Source organism: Pristimantibacillus sp. PTI5 (assembly GCF_048572955.1).
Taxonomy (GTDB): domain Bacteria; phylum Bacillota; class Bacilli; order Paenibacillales; family Paenibacillaceae; genus Pristimantibacillus.
Window position 1 is genome coordinate 1556259 of record NZ_CP183886.1, and the last position, 14937, is coordinate 1571195.

Here is a 14937-nt window from a genome sequence, read left to right on the forward strand (position 1 = left end):
TACATGGTATGATGGAACAATCCGATGTCTACGATCAGGAGCGATCTTTCATGCCATTGAACAATAAATAAACAGAATTTTATAGGAGGGTTCACGCATGTTAAAGAAACGAGTATGGGTAAGTCTGCTCCTTGCAATCCTGCTTCTCCTCTCGGCCTGCAGCAAAGGCGAGACTGGAACAACACCGGAGAACACGGCCGAAGGCAATAATGAAGGCGCTGGCAGCGAGCTTAAGCCTGCCAAGCTGAAGATCGTTCTCTACGGAGAGGAATCGCTTCGGATGAAGGAGCTTGCGAAAGCGGAATTCAAGGATATCGTAAAAAAAGAAATCAACGCCGAAATCGAGTTTCAATTTATTCCTTGGACCGAATACGGAGGCGGCAAAACCGATCTCATGCTGTCGACCGGCGAAGACTTTGCAACCTATACGGATACCAACTACATGGTCAAATCGGTAGCCAAAGGACTGTACGCGGACCTGACTCCTTATATGGACAGCGAAGCAGCCGCGGATATGAAAAAAACGGTGGACGACAATTCTTTCAAAGCTTTCCAACTCGGCGGCAAGCAATATGCCGTTCCGGTCGGCAACAAGCCGAACTCCGGCGAATTCTACAGCGTGCTCGTCCGTCAGGATTTGCTCGAGGAGGTCGGCATGAGCAGCGTGTCCTCGTTAGCGGAGCTGGAGCAATTTTACGATAAAGTCCACGCCGCCCACCCGGAGCTGATCGGTTACGCAAGCACGGATGCCCGCAGGATGCTCATGTACGAATATACGGATAAAAATCTGTATTGGCAAAATGATTTCCTAGCGATCGACGAAGCGGCTGACGGCGATCAAATCATCAGCTGGTTCGAGAGCGAGGAATTCAAAGCCTATTCCCAGCTCATTAGAAGCTGGTATGTAAAAGGAATCATTCCGAAATACGCCGCAACCAATACGCCGCAGCTGCAATCCGATTGGAACTCGGGCAAGGCGATGTTCTGGGCCGGAACCGCCGCGCGTCCGTTCGAAGGCGCAGCGACGATCTCGCAGGCCGTGCCGACAGCCAAGCTCACGAACTATTTCCTGAGCAAGGATCTGCCTAAGATCAGCCGCGGCACGTACAGCACCGCCTGGTTCGTATCGGCGAATGCCGCCGATCCTGAACGTTACGTGATGTTCTTCAACCTGCTCCAAAAAAACCAGGAGCTGTACGATCTGTTCGCGTACGGCATCCAGGATAAAGACTATACGCTCGACGAGAACGGCCGGTTGACGCGGAATACGACCGATTCCCTCATTCCTGACTGGCTGCTTATGAACAAAAACTTTATCCGCTTCGACAAATCCGTCCCTGACGATTTCATTACGCAATACAAAGCATGGGACGACGAAGCGATTATTTCCAAAGGCGCAGGCTTCAACTTCGACAATACACCGGTCAAAAACGAGGAAACGAAGATTAACGGCGTCTTCTCCGAATTTCTGGCGCCGATCGCCAGCGGCTTCCTTGACTACGAGGAAAATTTCCCGGGAGCGCTTGAGAAGCTGAAAGCAGCCGGCTTCGATAAATATATCGCGGAATATCAGAAACAATTTTCCGAATGGTACGCGGCGAAATCATAAGCAAACGCATAATAAGGCGAAACAGCAGCTTGTCTAAGCTCTGTTTCGCCTCTTGCTAACCGGATTTCTCGAATCGTTACTTGATGCTAAGGAGGTTCTTTACGGATGAATGACCTAATCGGCAAAAAACATATGATCGGAGACGCTTCGTTCGTCATTCAGCATATGCGCAGCACCCGCTCCACCTCTATGCCCCGCGCCCATTCGCATGCCAGCTATGAGCTGTATTGCTTGCTGGAGGGAGAGCGGGTCTATCTGATGAACGGCAGCGTATTTACCGCGCAAAAAGGCGACATCGTCGTGATCGTCCCCCACGAGCTTCACTCCACCGCGAGCTCGCAGGTGGAGTATTTCGAACGGGTGCTTATTCATTTCACTCCGGAATTTCTTCGCGAAGCGGACGGCAATGTGCTCCGGCTCCCACCCTTTCAGGAATCCACCTTGCTGAGGGTCCCCGTGAAGGAGCAGTCTGAAATCGAACGGCTTCTTGTGCAAATGGTTGCAGAATGCAAGGAGGAGCCATCCCTTTACGATAGTTACGTGCGCCATCTGCTGATTGAACTGCTCATCCGTCTGAGCCGCATGCACGCGGTCAGCCCGGAGACGCCTGGCTCGAACCATCCGATGCATGAAAAAGTAGCGGAGATTATGGGTTATATCCATGCGCATTACCGCGACGCTTTAACGCTGGAGCAGCTTGCCAAACATTTTTTCATAAGCCCGGCTTATTTAAGCCGTGTCTTCTTGAAGCTGACCGGCTACCATATTAGCGAATATGTGCGGGTGGTCCGCATCCGCGAAGCGCAGAAGCTGCTCCGGACGACCCGTCAGAAAGTAACTGCCATAGCCGAGCAGGTCGGGTTCGAGCATATTTCCCATTTCAACAAAACGTTCAAAAAAGTCGCAGGCGTGGCGCCCGTGCGCTACAGGCAATCTCACAAATATTAGCTGATCAACTGATGCGGACCGCTGCATTGGCGTCTACCTCATCGGATGCCCTTACAGACCGCTGCGTGACAGCCGTTCGCGGATCGCGGCATTCGATTCGCGCAGTGCTGCTGCCGGTTACTGCCAGCATCGCTTCATCGGAAGCTCCTCCAGCACCGCCTAGACGGATGATCTCCACATCCCGGCTCTGGTGCAGCTTCACGAGCGGGCCTTCTTCCGTGAACAAAGTAACATCCGCAAGCGTCAGCCGCTTGACGTGATGACAAACGACGCCTTGCCGGCTGGCTGCGGTGAGCCCCTGCACCGTCACCCCTTCGAGCGGCATTTCCGCCAATCCGTTCACGAGAAACGCTTTGTCCGCTTCATCGCAATGGACATCAATGATATGAATGTTGCGGAACACCGGTGTCCCAATCGTAACCGGAACCTCTTCATCGCGTACTGTTCCCGAGCCTTCGACGCCTTCATAGAAGAGGTGAAAGGAGATCGCCTCGCCTGCGATGTCAGTCATGCGGATCCGTTCGATGACGATATCCTCGACGATGCCCCCGCGTCCCCTTGCGCTCTTGAACCGGAGTCCGATATCGGTACCCATGAATGTACAATCGCTGACATGGACATGGCGGATGCCTCCGGACATTTCACTGCCAATTACGAATCCCCCGTGTCCGTGGTATACCATGCAGTTCTTGATCATGATATATTCGCTTGGCATGCCGAGCTCTCGGCCCGCTTCGTCCTTTCCTGACTTCAGGCAGACGGCGTCGTCGCCCACGTCAAATGTGCAGTCTTCCACGACGACATTGCGGCACGAGTCGATATCAAGCCCATCGCTGTTTTGTGCGTACCACGGATTGCGCACCGTAACGTTCCGTATGGTCACATGTTCGGACGCCCACGGATGCAGGTTCCATGCCGCCGAGTTTTGGAAGGTCGGTCCGTCCAACAGCACGCGGCTGCATCGCCGGAAGCTGAGGAGGTTCGGGCGCAAGAAATCGCGGCAAGGCAAATAATCCGCAGGCTCCCGCTTTCCTTCGCCAATCAGCCGCTCCAAAACGGCGGCTCCTTCCATCGCTGCCGCAGATGGCCACCATATGCCATCCGCTTCGTCAACGATTCCGCCGGAGCGCAGCAGACGCTCCCATTGCTTATCCGTCATTTTCCACCGTTTGACGGGTCGCCACGCTTCTCCTCCGCCGTCGAATACGCCTTTTCCCGTAATCGCCACATGGTCCGCGCCTTCGGCATCGAGCGGCGATTGGCAGCGAATCGACGGTTTCCCTTCGAACTGTGAAGCAATTAGCGGATAATCGTCAAACCGCTTGCTGAACCGTATGACCGCCCCATTCTGGGCATGCAATTCCAGCCGGGACGCCAGCTTTATCGGACCGGTCAACCAGATGCCCGGCGGTATAACCACCCGGCCTCCCCCCGCGTTAACGCAGGCTTCGGTCGCCTGGCGGAACGCATCCGTATTGTCGGTTCGCCCGTCGCCCACCGCGCCGAAGTCGGTTATTCGCACCGAATAATCCGGAATTTCCGGCAGCAGCGCCTCCGTCATCGCCCAGCGGTATTCTATATTCGTTTCCTCCGATTTCATGGCCAACTCATCCCATCCTCTTCTCTTGATTCCGGTGATCGCTTCTTCATTATAGAACAACACCCTTCCTGCTTACTTACAAGATGCTTGTCTATTTGCGATAGGATTGCATCTATATGTCCTGCTTGCTTGACGGCTGCATGCTTGTCGTCAAGAATGGGAGTTAATCGTAAAAGAACATTCCTGGAGAGGGATGAATGCCGAAAAAAAAGCAGACCCTTAGGGCCTGCTTTTGCTGCTTTTGCCGTTTGTGCTCTATGAAAGGTTCTATAAAAGGCTATATGAAAGCTTTATAAATAAGCCGTAAGTTTGGTTAAAATATCCGCCTGCTCTTTGGTCATTTTTTTGCCAGAATAGACTTGAACCTGCTTCTTGAATACATTGAGCAAATTCGTTTTCGCTTTATCGTTCCCGCGTCTCTCCGCTTCCTGCGCAAGCAGCAAGTTGGTGCATAACGCTTTGCTTATCCCCGGATCTTGAGCGGTAAATTTACGAACGAGCGCGCACATGCCTTCATAGGTTACGTCTATTTCAAAAGTAATCGTGCTTATGCTTGAATTGCCCGCAGCATCGTCAGACGTCACCTCTATTGAATGGCTTCCAGGCTCCATCTGATAAGCAGCGCCTTCCGCCAACGGCTTGGAACAAGGATCCCCGGCCAAGCCGGATAAATTGTCAACGGCCGCACAACCCACATTCACCGTTTCTTCAATGGAATAGGCCGTTTTGCCGGTAAATTGTATGACAGGCGCCGTTTTATCGATTTGAATTTCCAATGATCGGGGCTCCTCTTGAACGCCCGAAGCATTGGCCGCAGCATAGGTGATTGTCGTGACGCCTTCATTCGTAATCGGAAACTCCGCCCGGTTTCCTTTAACAATCACTTTCTCGATCGGCTGTGCTCCTTCCGCCGCATACGATAGGGAGGCGGCGGATTCTGCTGCTATCGTGATGAGCGCATCTTGCTTGATCCAGCCGGAGGCATTAGGTGAAGGACTCACGTTTACAGATGAGACCGGCGGTCTCGTATCCTTAACCGTGACATAGAAATCATCATAGTAAGCTGACGCGATATTATACCGGCTCGTGACTGCAATGAGTCTGGCATATGCGGCATTAGCAGGCGCTTTTCCTTTCAGCATGACCTTCTGCCACTGCGCCAGCCTAGACTCATCCAAATGGATCTCCAAGGTGGAGATTGCTGCGTTTTTCTCATCGAAGAAGCGGAACATGAAGCCCGGTTGGCCTGATTCGATGTACAAGTTGACTCCCGCTTCATAATCTTCGCCAGGGGTTACCGGAATTTTATCGCTCTGCAGCGCGACGGAAGCCGTTCGCAATTTATCGGTTATAAGCAGGCTTTTACTGCCCGTTAAGCTTTTTTTATCGCTGATTGCATAGCCGTAATCCGCTCCGGTGGCAAACAAGGAGCTCCAGCCCGGGATCGCTCCATGGTTCACGCTCTCTTCCAATCCTGCGTTCGAGACAGGGAGAGGGATGCCCGGCGGTTCGACGACTACCTCCCCGTCCACCTTCATGCGGTATAGGATCGTATTCGTGGCTTGGTCCGTAAAGTACAAGTTGCCGTCCATCCCCAGATCGAAACGGGAAGTATCCGCCAGCGTTCGGAAATCTAACGTTTCCGGATCAATCACCGTTAATTTATTGTTGAATAAAACATAGAGCAGACCATCCTCGGACCAGCGAAGCGGGTGATGCGCCCATTGGCTGAAATTCAGCTTCGGATAAATCTTTTTGCTTTTGACGACCTCGTACGTATCGGGATCTATGGCGAAAATATATTCGTAAGATGCGCCCCAGATCAAACCGTCCGGACCGACGGAGAGATCGCCGATATAAATCGGTTTCTCAAGACCCGGAATCCGCAGCGGAAATTCAGTAATCTTCTCATCTGTCACGGCATCCCAGACGAATATTTTCGCTTCCTCTTCCGTCGGCTCGGAGCCCAGCCCTCCTCGAATCGTTGTAGATCCGAAAAGCTTATTATCGTGGAACGTTGTACTCAGAACGCTCTGATTCTCCACGACATGACGGTGAACGTTCATTTCCCCGGTTGCTAGGTCATAAACCGTGAGTGAGCCTCCCAGTGTACCGTAACCGGAAATGGTAGAAATAAACAGCTTGCCAAGACCGCCCGTTATATTTACCAATCTCTCCTGATCGTTCCCCAATACCGCCAGCCGTTTGGGATTTGCAGGACCCGGTTCAGCCGCCAAGTCATATTCATAGAGGCCGCCTTCCGGATACACGCCCATATATACTTTCGTACCAACCGCGTATACGCTGTCTGCTTGACCAATGCTGAACGGCTTCGCTGTATTATCCGTTAAATTAACCAATGATGATCTCGCTTGGGAGCCGGTCGTAATCAACTGCGTTTCGGATACACTCTGCAGCCGGTTCACGACGCCAGGCAGTCCGGGAATGACCGGAGGCAGCAAATGAACCTGTTTCGTCTCGATATTCATGATCGTAACGCCGCCGTCGTATCGCACCGTTACAAGTGATTTGCCGGGCAGCTCCGGATGGTTAGGAAATTCAGCCCAGTCCGCGCCGCGAAGGCCGCTCGCATATTCCATCCCGGTAAGCTCTATTTCATGTGTGGCAAGGTCAAACGTTTTCAGCTTCTTGTCGGACATATAATAAAGTTTTCCATTCAAAGAGTCCGTTGCATGCAAGCCGGTCACATTGTCCAGAACGACATCCAGCCAGGCTTCCGTTTGTGTATCATAGATAAAAGCTTCGCCCGGTATTCCGCTTCCGTCGGTATATCTTGCGAATAAGTAGCGGTTGTCGATTGTGCTCAAATCATATACCGTATCCTCTTTGACCGTGAGGGCAGCCGCAATATCCGTCTTCTCCCCCGTTTCCAGATTCACCCGAACAATTTGCTTGTGGGCGGTTCCAGCGTAAATATTGCCGCCTTGATAAGCAATGGAACGAACGTATTCTTGATCCAGCTGCCCTATGACACGGCCATAATCTCTGGTTTGACTAGTGGTTGGATCATATTGATAGACCTTTCCGCCCGGATAGGTCCCTACATACACGCGTCCCTGCTCATCGGTCGTAATGCTGTTCGGGACGGACTGACCGTCGAACTGGGCAACCTGCACCGGAATATGCGTAACAGGCGAATAACTCCACAGCCTGGCTCCTCCGCCATCAGCGGCTAAGAACAACGTGCCGTCAGGAGCGATGGTATGGGCCCATGAGCTTTCTGAAGGGCTGATCGGAATACTTCGAAGAAGCTTATAATCCTCTAAGTCGATGACATTAAGATGACCCGGCTTCCCCTTGCTTGTCGCATAAAGCACATTCCGCCCCTCTTCTTGGCCAACCGTTCCATTAAATACCGCTACCGTGTAATTGTTCGGGATGAGCAGCTCTTCTGGACTTCCATAGGTTTTCTGAGCCAATCTGCTTGATTCGGCTGCTGCAAACACACCACCCCAGCCCGTGACTGCCAATATCGAACAAAGCATAAGGATGAAAGCGCGAAATTTACCGTTTTGCATCACATTACCTCCTTTGTTTTGAACCCATTTCCAGCATTGCAACACATTTCAAGAGCAGCCGTATGTCATCCACAGGTGTAAGAAAGCAAGCGTTCGGTCCGCAGCAGAATTTGATCCCTCCTTTCATTAGGGCTATATAACCCTTTCATTTATAGAAATGTCCTTTAATAGTCTCTAAATAGATGAAGCGATCCCCTTTTATCGCGTGGTTTCCCGGCTGTGACGATGATTTAATTCTCATATTTGAGAAGCGTCCCCATCACATCAAGCGAGTTTTCATAATTGGCATAGGCTTCCTGTGCCCTCTCCATGGGATAGACGTTCGTAATAAGCGGCAAAATCGATATTCGGTTATCGGAGAGCAGCCGTATATATTCGCCAATGTTTCTCCCTTCTGTCCATCTTACATGCCCGATCGGGTAATCATGGTTTTCTTTTTCATAGCCGGCATCATACCTGCCTGGTCCTCCTGCCCGGGATATAAGCACCTGTGCCTCTTTCCCGAACATCAGATTGCGAGAAAAGGCGGTAGATAAATCTCCTACGATGACGATTTTCCCTTTGTCCCGGATCCAATGCAGCGATTGATTAATGAGTTCCTCCCCTGGACCGCCGGCGCAAAGGAGGATGCAATCAGCGCCATGCCCTCCCGTCATCTGCAGCAATTGCTCTTCCATAACCTTCTGATTATCGTAAGCGTGCTTCACGCCATGTCTTTTAAGCAGCTCGGCGCGGTTGGCTGCCAAATCGAGACCAATTACGCCGAAAGCTGCCGCAGAAGCAATTTGGCAGATGATCTGACCGAGCAAGCCAAGCCCTACGGTCACCGCGGTCTCGCCGAACCTGATATCTGCCGTTCGCAGCGCATGGATCGCGATTGCTCCGAGTCCCGCAAATGCGGCTTCCTCGGGCCGTACATGTTCGGGCACGATTGCCGTCAGATTAGACGGAACCGTTAACCATTCCGCATGCTTTACATAAGGAGCTCCGTAACAGGCTACTCTCTGGCCGATTTTAACTCCCGTGACGTTTTCGCCGAGCTCTTCTACGATTCCTACGGCACTGTACCCGAGTATGACCTCCTGATCCGAAGCGCGCCGCAGGAAGGACAGCTCGGTACCTGGGCTGATCGCCGAATATTCGGTGCGGATCAGAATATGACCGGGAAGAGGCGATGCTCTATCTATGTCCGTGATGGAAATTTTGCCTTTTAAGGCCGCAACAGCTTTCATGCCTGATTCCTCCGATTCAATCCGTTTCTTTTTTTCGATACTCGCTTGGCGATATTCCGTTATATTTTTTGAAGGTAGTCGTGAAGGTGGAAGAGTTCATATAACCGGTCTTCTCCCCAATTTCCGCGACACTGAGGTCGGTGTTTTTCAGAAATTCCCGCGCGTGGGACAATCTGACCTTATTGAGATATTCCACGAAATTAATGCCAAACGTTTTCTTGAAGTAATTCGAGAAGTATTTCGGGCTGGTGCCCAGTACTTCGGCCATATGATCCAAATACAGGTTCTCCATGTAATGAAGCTCGATGTACTGTGATATAAATGCTGCATTAAGCTTGCTCTTCTGTTCGCTGCCGCGCTTATCAGCTATATAACTGACGGCCTCGATAACAGCTTCATGGATTTCCTCGTAATGGAAAGCCAGTTCCAGCTTTCTGGAAAAATCTCTAGCCTCCTGCTGAAGGTCCTTGCTGTTAACCGCCGTTTCTCCGACTTGCTTCAGCAAATAAAGAAATATGCTTTTGGCAATATGCGTAAGCTGATGAAAATGAATGTTGCGGCGTACGTTCTCTGCCAGCATTTCTTCCACGATTTTCAAGCCCTCGTTTGTTTTACCGCTTAGCAGGCAATTGGAGAGCTTCTCGATCTTTTCAAACGGAAAATAAACGTCTGAAACGTAGCGGATCGTTTCCGTATCGACAACAGCACCGGTTTGCTTCACGTTCCGGTACTCCATGCCGTGCCGAATGTCTTGATTGGCAGCGTAAATGTTGCTGATTCTCGAATCATAGCTTTTACTCGCGAACGCGTTGATTCGAAATGATTCAAGCTCCTGGCCGGCCGCGTCCTTAACGAAAGCTCCTATGCCGTCCAGCACCTGTTTTCGGTTCGCCGCTTCCTTCATCCCAACAAGCGCTAGAAACTCCAAATGCCCGGCATGAAAAACAACAGCGTGATTAAACCTTTGCAGCAGCTCCTGCTGCATCCACTCCGTCAGCTCTTCGATCCGCCAATTCGCCTGTTCCCCTTCTTCGCGGCGAATGAATTGCAGGCTGACCATTACAAAATAACGCTCTTGGAAGAAATACGGATAATATTTCTGCATTTGCAGGTCATATTGTTGGGAATGGGAATGTTCATCCAACGACTGGAGGAAAACGCCCCTCCGCATCTCCTTATCGACGAAATCCATTTGTTTAATTAAGGTTTCGTTCTCTGTCTGCACTTTTACGATTCCGCTGTGAATCTTCCGAAAATCGTTGCCTTTGATTGCTCCCCCGCCCAGCAATTTAAGGATGCCTTTTACCGGCCGGTACAAATAAACGCTCAACAAGACAGACAATATAATGGCGCTGATGATCGCGCTGATCATAATCATTTGGCTTGCGTCCGTAACGGATCCGATATTTTGAAATTGGTACGGTACTTTATCGATATAAATAAAATCGTTATAGTCGGACTTATAGAAATGATATTCAAAATTTTCACGGGTAAAGGAAGCTTCATCGGATGCGTTAAAATAGACGTCGTTAAGCACTTCGATCAGATCCCAATCCTTCTCCGTGCTCAAAATAACGTTACGGCTGGAATCGAGCACGATAAGCGAGGCGCCTGGAATTAATCCTTTGAGATTGACCTGCTGCTGCAGTTTTTCGACGTCGATGATGAGCATGACGTTTTTGTCCGATAACCTGACTTTATTGCCGTCCATCGCCACCATCAGCTGCCGGCTTCTTCTCGATAATCCGTCCGTTGAAACGGAGTAATCGTCGGCAGGAAACATCGTAAACGTATGTTTTGACCGGGCAAATGATTTCCAATACTCCGCCGTTTGCATCGAATGCTTATATTTTTGATTAAACAGGACATTCATATCACTCGTGCCCTTCGAGGTAATCGCCAAGTCGGCATTATCATAAAATACGATGACATCATCGATGAAATCGATCGAAGAGATTAAAGTCGAAAGACTGTCCTGAAGCATATAAACCTTGACCATGTCGATTTCCCCGTTTTCGCGTGACACGACGTTTTCATAGGGCAAGCCATGTATGGCAAAAATCAAGTTGTTCACGGTCATAAAGTGGCTGTCAAACGATTGAATAATATTTTTAACGGCCATCCGGTTATTTTGCGTCACTTTATCGTAGATGCCGGAGATCGAATTTTGATAGACGATATAATTGGATACAAACATGATTACGATGACTAGCAGCAGGGAGAAAAAAATTTGCAGCAGCCCTCTGTTAGCGATTAGTCGATTCATTGGCGTCACCTCTCAGGATGTCATCCAACTTATATTCCACATTCGTCCATTTAACCCTTTTCCGAGCCCAGCATAACGCCGTTCGCAAAATACTTCTGTGCAAAAGGATAGATCATCAGCACGGGAACCATCGACAGCACAATGGTCGCGTTTTTCATCGCTTGCGGCGCCAAGGCGGCACGATCCACAAGCCCTGCGTCATTCTCGGTGTTATAAATGAGCATATCCCTTAGCACAACCTGCAAAGGATACATATCTTTGTCGCTTAAATAAATCAAAGGCAGGAAGAAGCTGTTCCAATGGCCCATAAAGTAAAACAATCCGATAGATGCCAGCGCCGGCTTGGATAACGGAATGACGATGTTAAACAAAATCCGAAATTCCGAAGCGCCGTCGATTAAGGCCGCTTCCCGAATTTGGCTCGACATATTTTCGTAGAAGCTTTTTAAAATAATCAATTCCATCGTCCATATCGCATTCGGCAAAACAAGCGCCCACACGGAATCCAAAAGGCCGAGCTGCTGCACGACCATATAAGTCGGTATAATGCCTGCATTAAAGAACATCGTCATCACGATCGCCAGCATAAAAAATCTTCTTCCGAAAAACGTCCGTTGCGACAGCGGATAGGCGGCTATGGCCGTAAACAACAAATTTACGAGTGTGCCCAGTGCCGTATAGCAGATCGAATTCAAATAAGCCCTCGGTATTTTGTTGTTTTTCAAAACCTCCGCATAAGCCTCCAGATTCCATCCTTTAGGGAGCAAAAAAACGTCTCCTTGCATAACGGATGCCGTATCGCTTAAAGATATAGCGGTTATATAGATGACAGGGTAAAGCGTCGCGATGGCGACACAGGTCAAAATAATGGTATTGACGATGCCGAAAACGGTAAGCCTGCTCTCTCCTACCATAGCCCGTTCCCTCCGATCCGCTTGCTCAGATAGTTTGCCGCCAGCAGCATAACCATGGCTACCAATGCTTCGAACAAGCCGACGGCCGCCGCATAGCTATAGTTGGATTCCAATAAGCCTTTTCTATATACATAGGTAGAGAAGACGTCCGCAACGTCATAAGTGAGCGGGTTGTACAGCAGCAAAACCTTCTCATAACCGATGCGGATCATGGAGCCGGTCTTGAGAATGAACATGATCAGCAGCGTAGGCAGCAGCCCGGGAAGCGTTATATGTCTAAGCATCCGGAACCGGCTTGCTCCATCGACTCTTGCTGCCTCATAAAGCGTCGGGCTGATGCCCGCGATTGCGGCCAAATAGATGATGGCCTCATAGCCCATCGTTCCCCAAATTTCAGAAATGACATAAATCGGCCGGAACCAATTCGGATCAATCAGAAAGTATTTTTTTTCAAAACCGAGCGCTGCGATCATCTGATTAAATAGTCCGTTGTTCGGAGACAAAAAATCGATGATCATGCTGCAAATGATGACTACAGACAAAAACGCAGGAAGATAACTGAAGGTTTGCACCGATTTTTTGAACCATTTTACCCTGACTTCATTTAACAATACGGCTAAAAGGATCGGGAAAGGAAAACCGAATATAAGCGTGTAAGATCCTAACAGCAGCGTATTTTTAAACAAAAGCCAGAAATCATCGCTCGTAAAAAATTTGACAAAATGTTTGAGCCCTACCCAATCGCTGCCCCAAACGCCTGAAAAAACGCTGTAGTCCTTAAAAGCAATAATTAATCCATAAAGCGGGCCGTAACGAAACAAGAGATAGAATACGATGCATGGAATGAATAAAATAAGCAGTTGCTTGTCACGCTTGATATGCTTCCAAGTTGCCTCAAATCGTGAATGCAGCCGCTTCTCGCCGCTCGGCGATTCGAGTTCCAGGTTTGATTGCTGCATGATGGTTCCTCCCCGCCTTGAGAGGAGGCATCCAGTACGGTATCCGAATGCCCTCTCGCCTGCTAAATGGCATCTTTATTTCTTTTCGTCGAATCGTTTCTGCGCGTCATTGTAAACTTTGATCACCTGCTCCGCCCCATTCTTTGCGGCATTGCCTACCCAATCCGTCCACTGCTTCTCTCCGTAATTTTTATCGAGAATATATTTGGCGTTAAATTCTTCGGCCGCCTTCTGCAAGGAGGTTTGAAGCTCGGAGAGGATAGAGATTTCCTCGTCGGTAAAATTCAAGATCGGATCGCGGGCTTCCCGCTTATCCCCGTTCAAGATTTTATCCTGCGCCTCCTGTTCCTTCTCGGAAAATTTATAGTATATGCTGCGTCTGTCCGGTCTTAAATAGGCGCCTTCGAGCCACATGCTGTAGCGGTCCTCAAGCACGCCAATGTCAACCAAAGGCAAATCGGCAAGCTCAGGATAAACCGGGAATCCGTCTGGGCCCCATTCGAAATTTACGCCTTCCACCCCAATGGTCATTAATTCGCTGCCGGATGGGCTGGTCAAATAATCAAGCAGCTTTAACGAAATTTCCGTGTTTTTATTGTTCGCCACGGCGATGCTGAAGTCGGACACTTCAGGAAGGCTTCGGACATTGCCGGTCGGACCGACAGGATTGCCATACCTGAGATCGTACTCGGGATTTTGGCTCTTGATTTGGTTGTAAAATAAGTCTAGTCTTCCGATCCAATCCCAAGTGACGAACGACTTGTCGGTCGTCATTTTCGTCGTCCACGAATCCTGCGTATCCGTTAGAAACTCAGGATCAATCAGGCCTTCGTTATACAGCTTTTTCATGAAATCCAGCATTTCCTTATGGGCAGGCTGCACGCTGGCGAACTTCCATAATCCATCCTTCTCGTCATAATAAGCCGGATAATTGTCGGTATTGCCAAGTCCCCATCCAAACGACCAATCCCTGAAAATATTGGCCAGCCCTTTGGAGGCGTACGGATATGAATCCGGATAAGCCTCTTTTAGCTTTTTGAGTGCTTGATAGAATTCCTCCGTATTCGTCCATTCTTGAATGCCAAGCTTGTCTAAGATATCTTTCCGATACAAGAAGCCGTGGTTCACGTCCCTATTCAGGTTGAAGATCGGCCATGTATAAAGATTGCCGCTCTGATCGCCGTAAGATTTAATTACCCAAGGATTTTCCTCTACGTAAAGCTTTCTGAAATTCGGGAGCGCATCTACGTAATCCGTGATGGCCGCTACTCCCTTCTGCTGACCGATTTTCTTTAGCTCCGCGGATTTCAGTCCAGTAAAAATATCAGGCAGCTTTCCTGAAGCAACCACAACCTTCAATTTATCCTGGTACGTTTGCGGCGAATACGTTTGAAATTCCACTTTAATGCCCGTACGCTTCAGAATCTCGTTTACAACCAATTTGTTATCGTTCAAGTTCGCGGCATTACTCGGCAGCATGTAAGTAATCGTGGTTGGCTCTTTTACAATCGGAAGCGTCAAGCCCCCTGTGTCGCCGTATTGCTGGGGATCGGCAGCAGGCGTAGTACTTGGATTATTGCTGGGTGAATTCGTCGTACTGCCCTCGTTATTTTTTTCTCCGCCGTTCCCGCTGCATGCTGCCAAGCTTACGATAATCATCGTTAAGGCAAGCATGACCGTTAACCATTTCTTTTTCATTTACATTCCTCCCTTTTCATTTACCCGCCAATTGATAGATCGCGATAAGAGGCCATCGGAGTGCTAGAGTGTGAAGCTGCCAGGCGTCGATGATCCGCTCCTTGCATTTTTAGTTTAAAAGCGCTTCCAGGAAACGTAAACAGAACGAATTCCCAAGCTATCGTTTATTTTC

The 14937-nt window shown here is 49.6% G+C and carries 9 protein-coding genes; 2 read left to right on the forward strand and 7 right to left on the reverse strand.

Annotation, left to right across the window (positions count from 1 at the left end; translation table 11 throughout):
* Positions 1 to 97 precede the first annotated feature (97 nt).
* Together ACN6MW_RS07130 and ACN6MW_RS07135 are read left to right on the forward strand one after the other, a co-directional pair.
* Positions 98 to 1609 carry an ABC transporter substrate-binding protein gene (locus ACN6MW_RS07130; protein ID WP_419874838.1) on the forward strand — a complete coding sequence of 504 codons (1512 nt, stop codon included), beginning with the start codon at positions 98 to 100 and terminating at the stop codon, positions 1607 to 1609.
* Between the two features lie 105 nt (positions 1610 to 1714).
* A complete protein-coding gene (locus ACN6MW_RS07135) occupies positions 1715 to 2557 on the forward strand; it encodes an AraC family transcriptional regulator (protein WP_419874839.1) in 843 nt (280 codons plus the stop codon).
* Between the two features lie 4 nt (positions 2558 to 2561).
* Here ACN6MW_RS07135 and ACN6MW_RS07140 read toward each other — a convergent pair whose 3' ends face one another.
* The 7 genes from ACN6MW_RS07140 to ACN6MW_RS07170 all read right to left on the reverse strand — a co-directional run bounded on the left by ACN6MW_RS07140 (position 2562) and on the right by ACN6MW_RS07170 (position 14765).
* Positions 2562 to 4217, reverse strand: a complete 1656-nt coding sequence (locus ACN6MW_RS07140) for a glycoside hydrolase family 28 protein (RefSeq protein WP_419874840.1) — start codon at positions 4215 to 4217, stop codon at positions 2562 to 2564.
* A 230-nt stretch (positions 4218 to 4447) separates the two neighbouring features.
* Positions 4448 to 7696, reverse strand: a complete 3249-nt coding sequence (locus ACN6MW_RS07145) for a hypothetical protein (RefSeq protein ID WP_419874841.1) — start codon at positions 7694 to 7696, stop codon at positions 4448 to 4450.
* 230 nt (positions 7697 to 7926) lie between these two features.
* Positions 7927 to 8928, reverse strand: coding sequence for a zinc-dependent alcohol dehydrogenase (locus ACN6MW_RS07150; RefSeq protein WP_419874842.1), 1002 nt, complete (start codon positions 8926 to 8928; stop codon positions 7927 to 7929).
* Between the two features lie 16 nt (positions 8929 to 8944).
* Entirely contained in the window at positions 8945 to 11194 is a 2250-nt protein-coding gene (locus tag ACN6MW_RS07155; RefSeq protein ID WP_419874843.1) for a helix-turn-helix transcriptional regulator, read from the reverse strand.
* Between the two features lie 50 nt (positions 11195 to 11244).
* A complete protein-coding gene (locus ACN6MW_RS07160) occupies positions 11245 to 12108 on the reverse strand; it encodes a carbohydrate ABC transporter permease (RefSeq protein WP_419874844.1) in 864 nt (287 codons plus the stop codon).
* A complete protein-coding gene (locus ACN6MW_RS07165) occupies positions 12102 to 13067 on the reverse strand; it encodes an ABC transporter permease (RefSeq protein ID WP_419874845.1) in 966 nt (321 codons plus the stop codon). Before ACN6MW_RS07165 ends, ACN6MW_RS07160 begins: the two co-directional genes overlap by 7 nt.
* 75 nt (positions 13068 to 13142) lie before the next feature.
* The gene (locus tag ACN6MW_RS07170; RefSeq protein WP_419874846.1) at positions 13143 to 14765 is read right to left on the reverse strand and encodes an extracellular solute-binding protein; all 1623 of its coding nucleotides are present in this window, start codon (positions 14763 to 14765) and stop codon (positions 13143 to 13145) included.
* Between the last annotated feature and the right edge of the window lie 172 nt (positions 14766 to 14937).

Coding starts and splice junctions, on each gene's coding strand:
- ACN6MW_RS07130 (WP_419874838.1), top strand. CDS start 98: ATGTTAAAGAAACGAGTATGGGTAAGTCTGCTCCTTGCAATCCTGCTT.
- ACN6MW_RS07135 (WP_419874839.1), top strand. CDS start 1,715: ATGAATGACCTAATCGGCAAAAAACATATGATCGGAGACGCTTCGTTC.
- ACN6MW_RS07145 (WP_419874841.1), bottom strand. CDS start 7,696: ATGCAAAACGGTAAATTTCGCGCTTTCATCCTTATGCTTTGTTCGATA.
- ACN6MW_RS07150 (WP_419874842.1), bottom strand. CDS start 8,928: ATGAAAGCTGTTGCGGCCTTAAAAGGCAAAATTTCCATCACGGACATA.
- ACN6MW_RS07155 (WP_419874843.1), bottom strand. CDS start 11,194: ATGAATCGACTAATCGCTAACAGAGGGCTGCTGCAAATTTTTTTCTCC.
- ACN6MW_RS07160 (WP_419874844.1), bottom strand. CDS start 12,108: ATGGTAGGAGAGAGCAGGCTTACCGTTTTCGGCATCGTCAATACCATT.
- ACN6MW_RS07165 (WP_419874845.1), bottom strand. CDS start 13,067: ATGCAGCAATCAAACCTGGAACTCGAATCGCCGAGCGGCGAGAAGCGG.
- ACN6MW_RS07170 (WP_419874846.1), bottom strand. CDS start 14,765: ATGAAAAAGAAATGGTTAACGGTCATGCTTGCCTTAACGATGATTATC.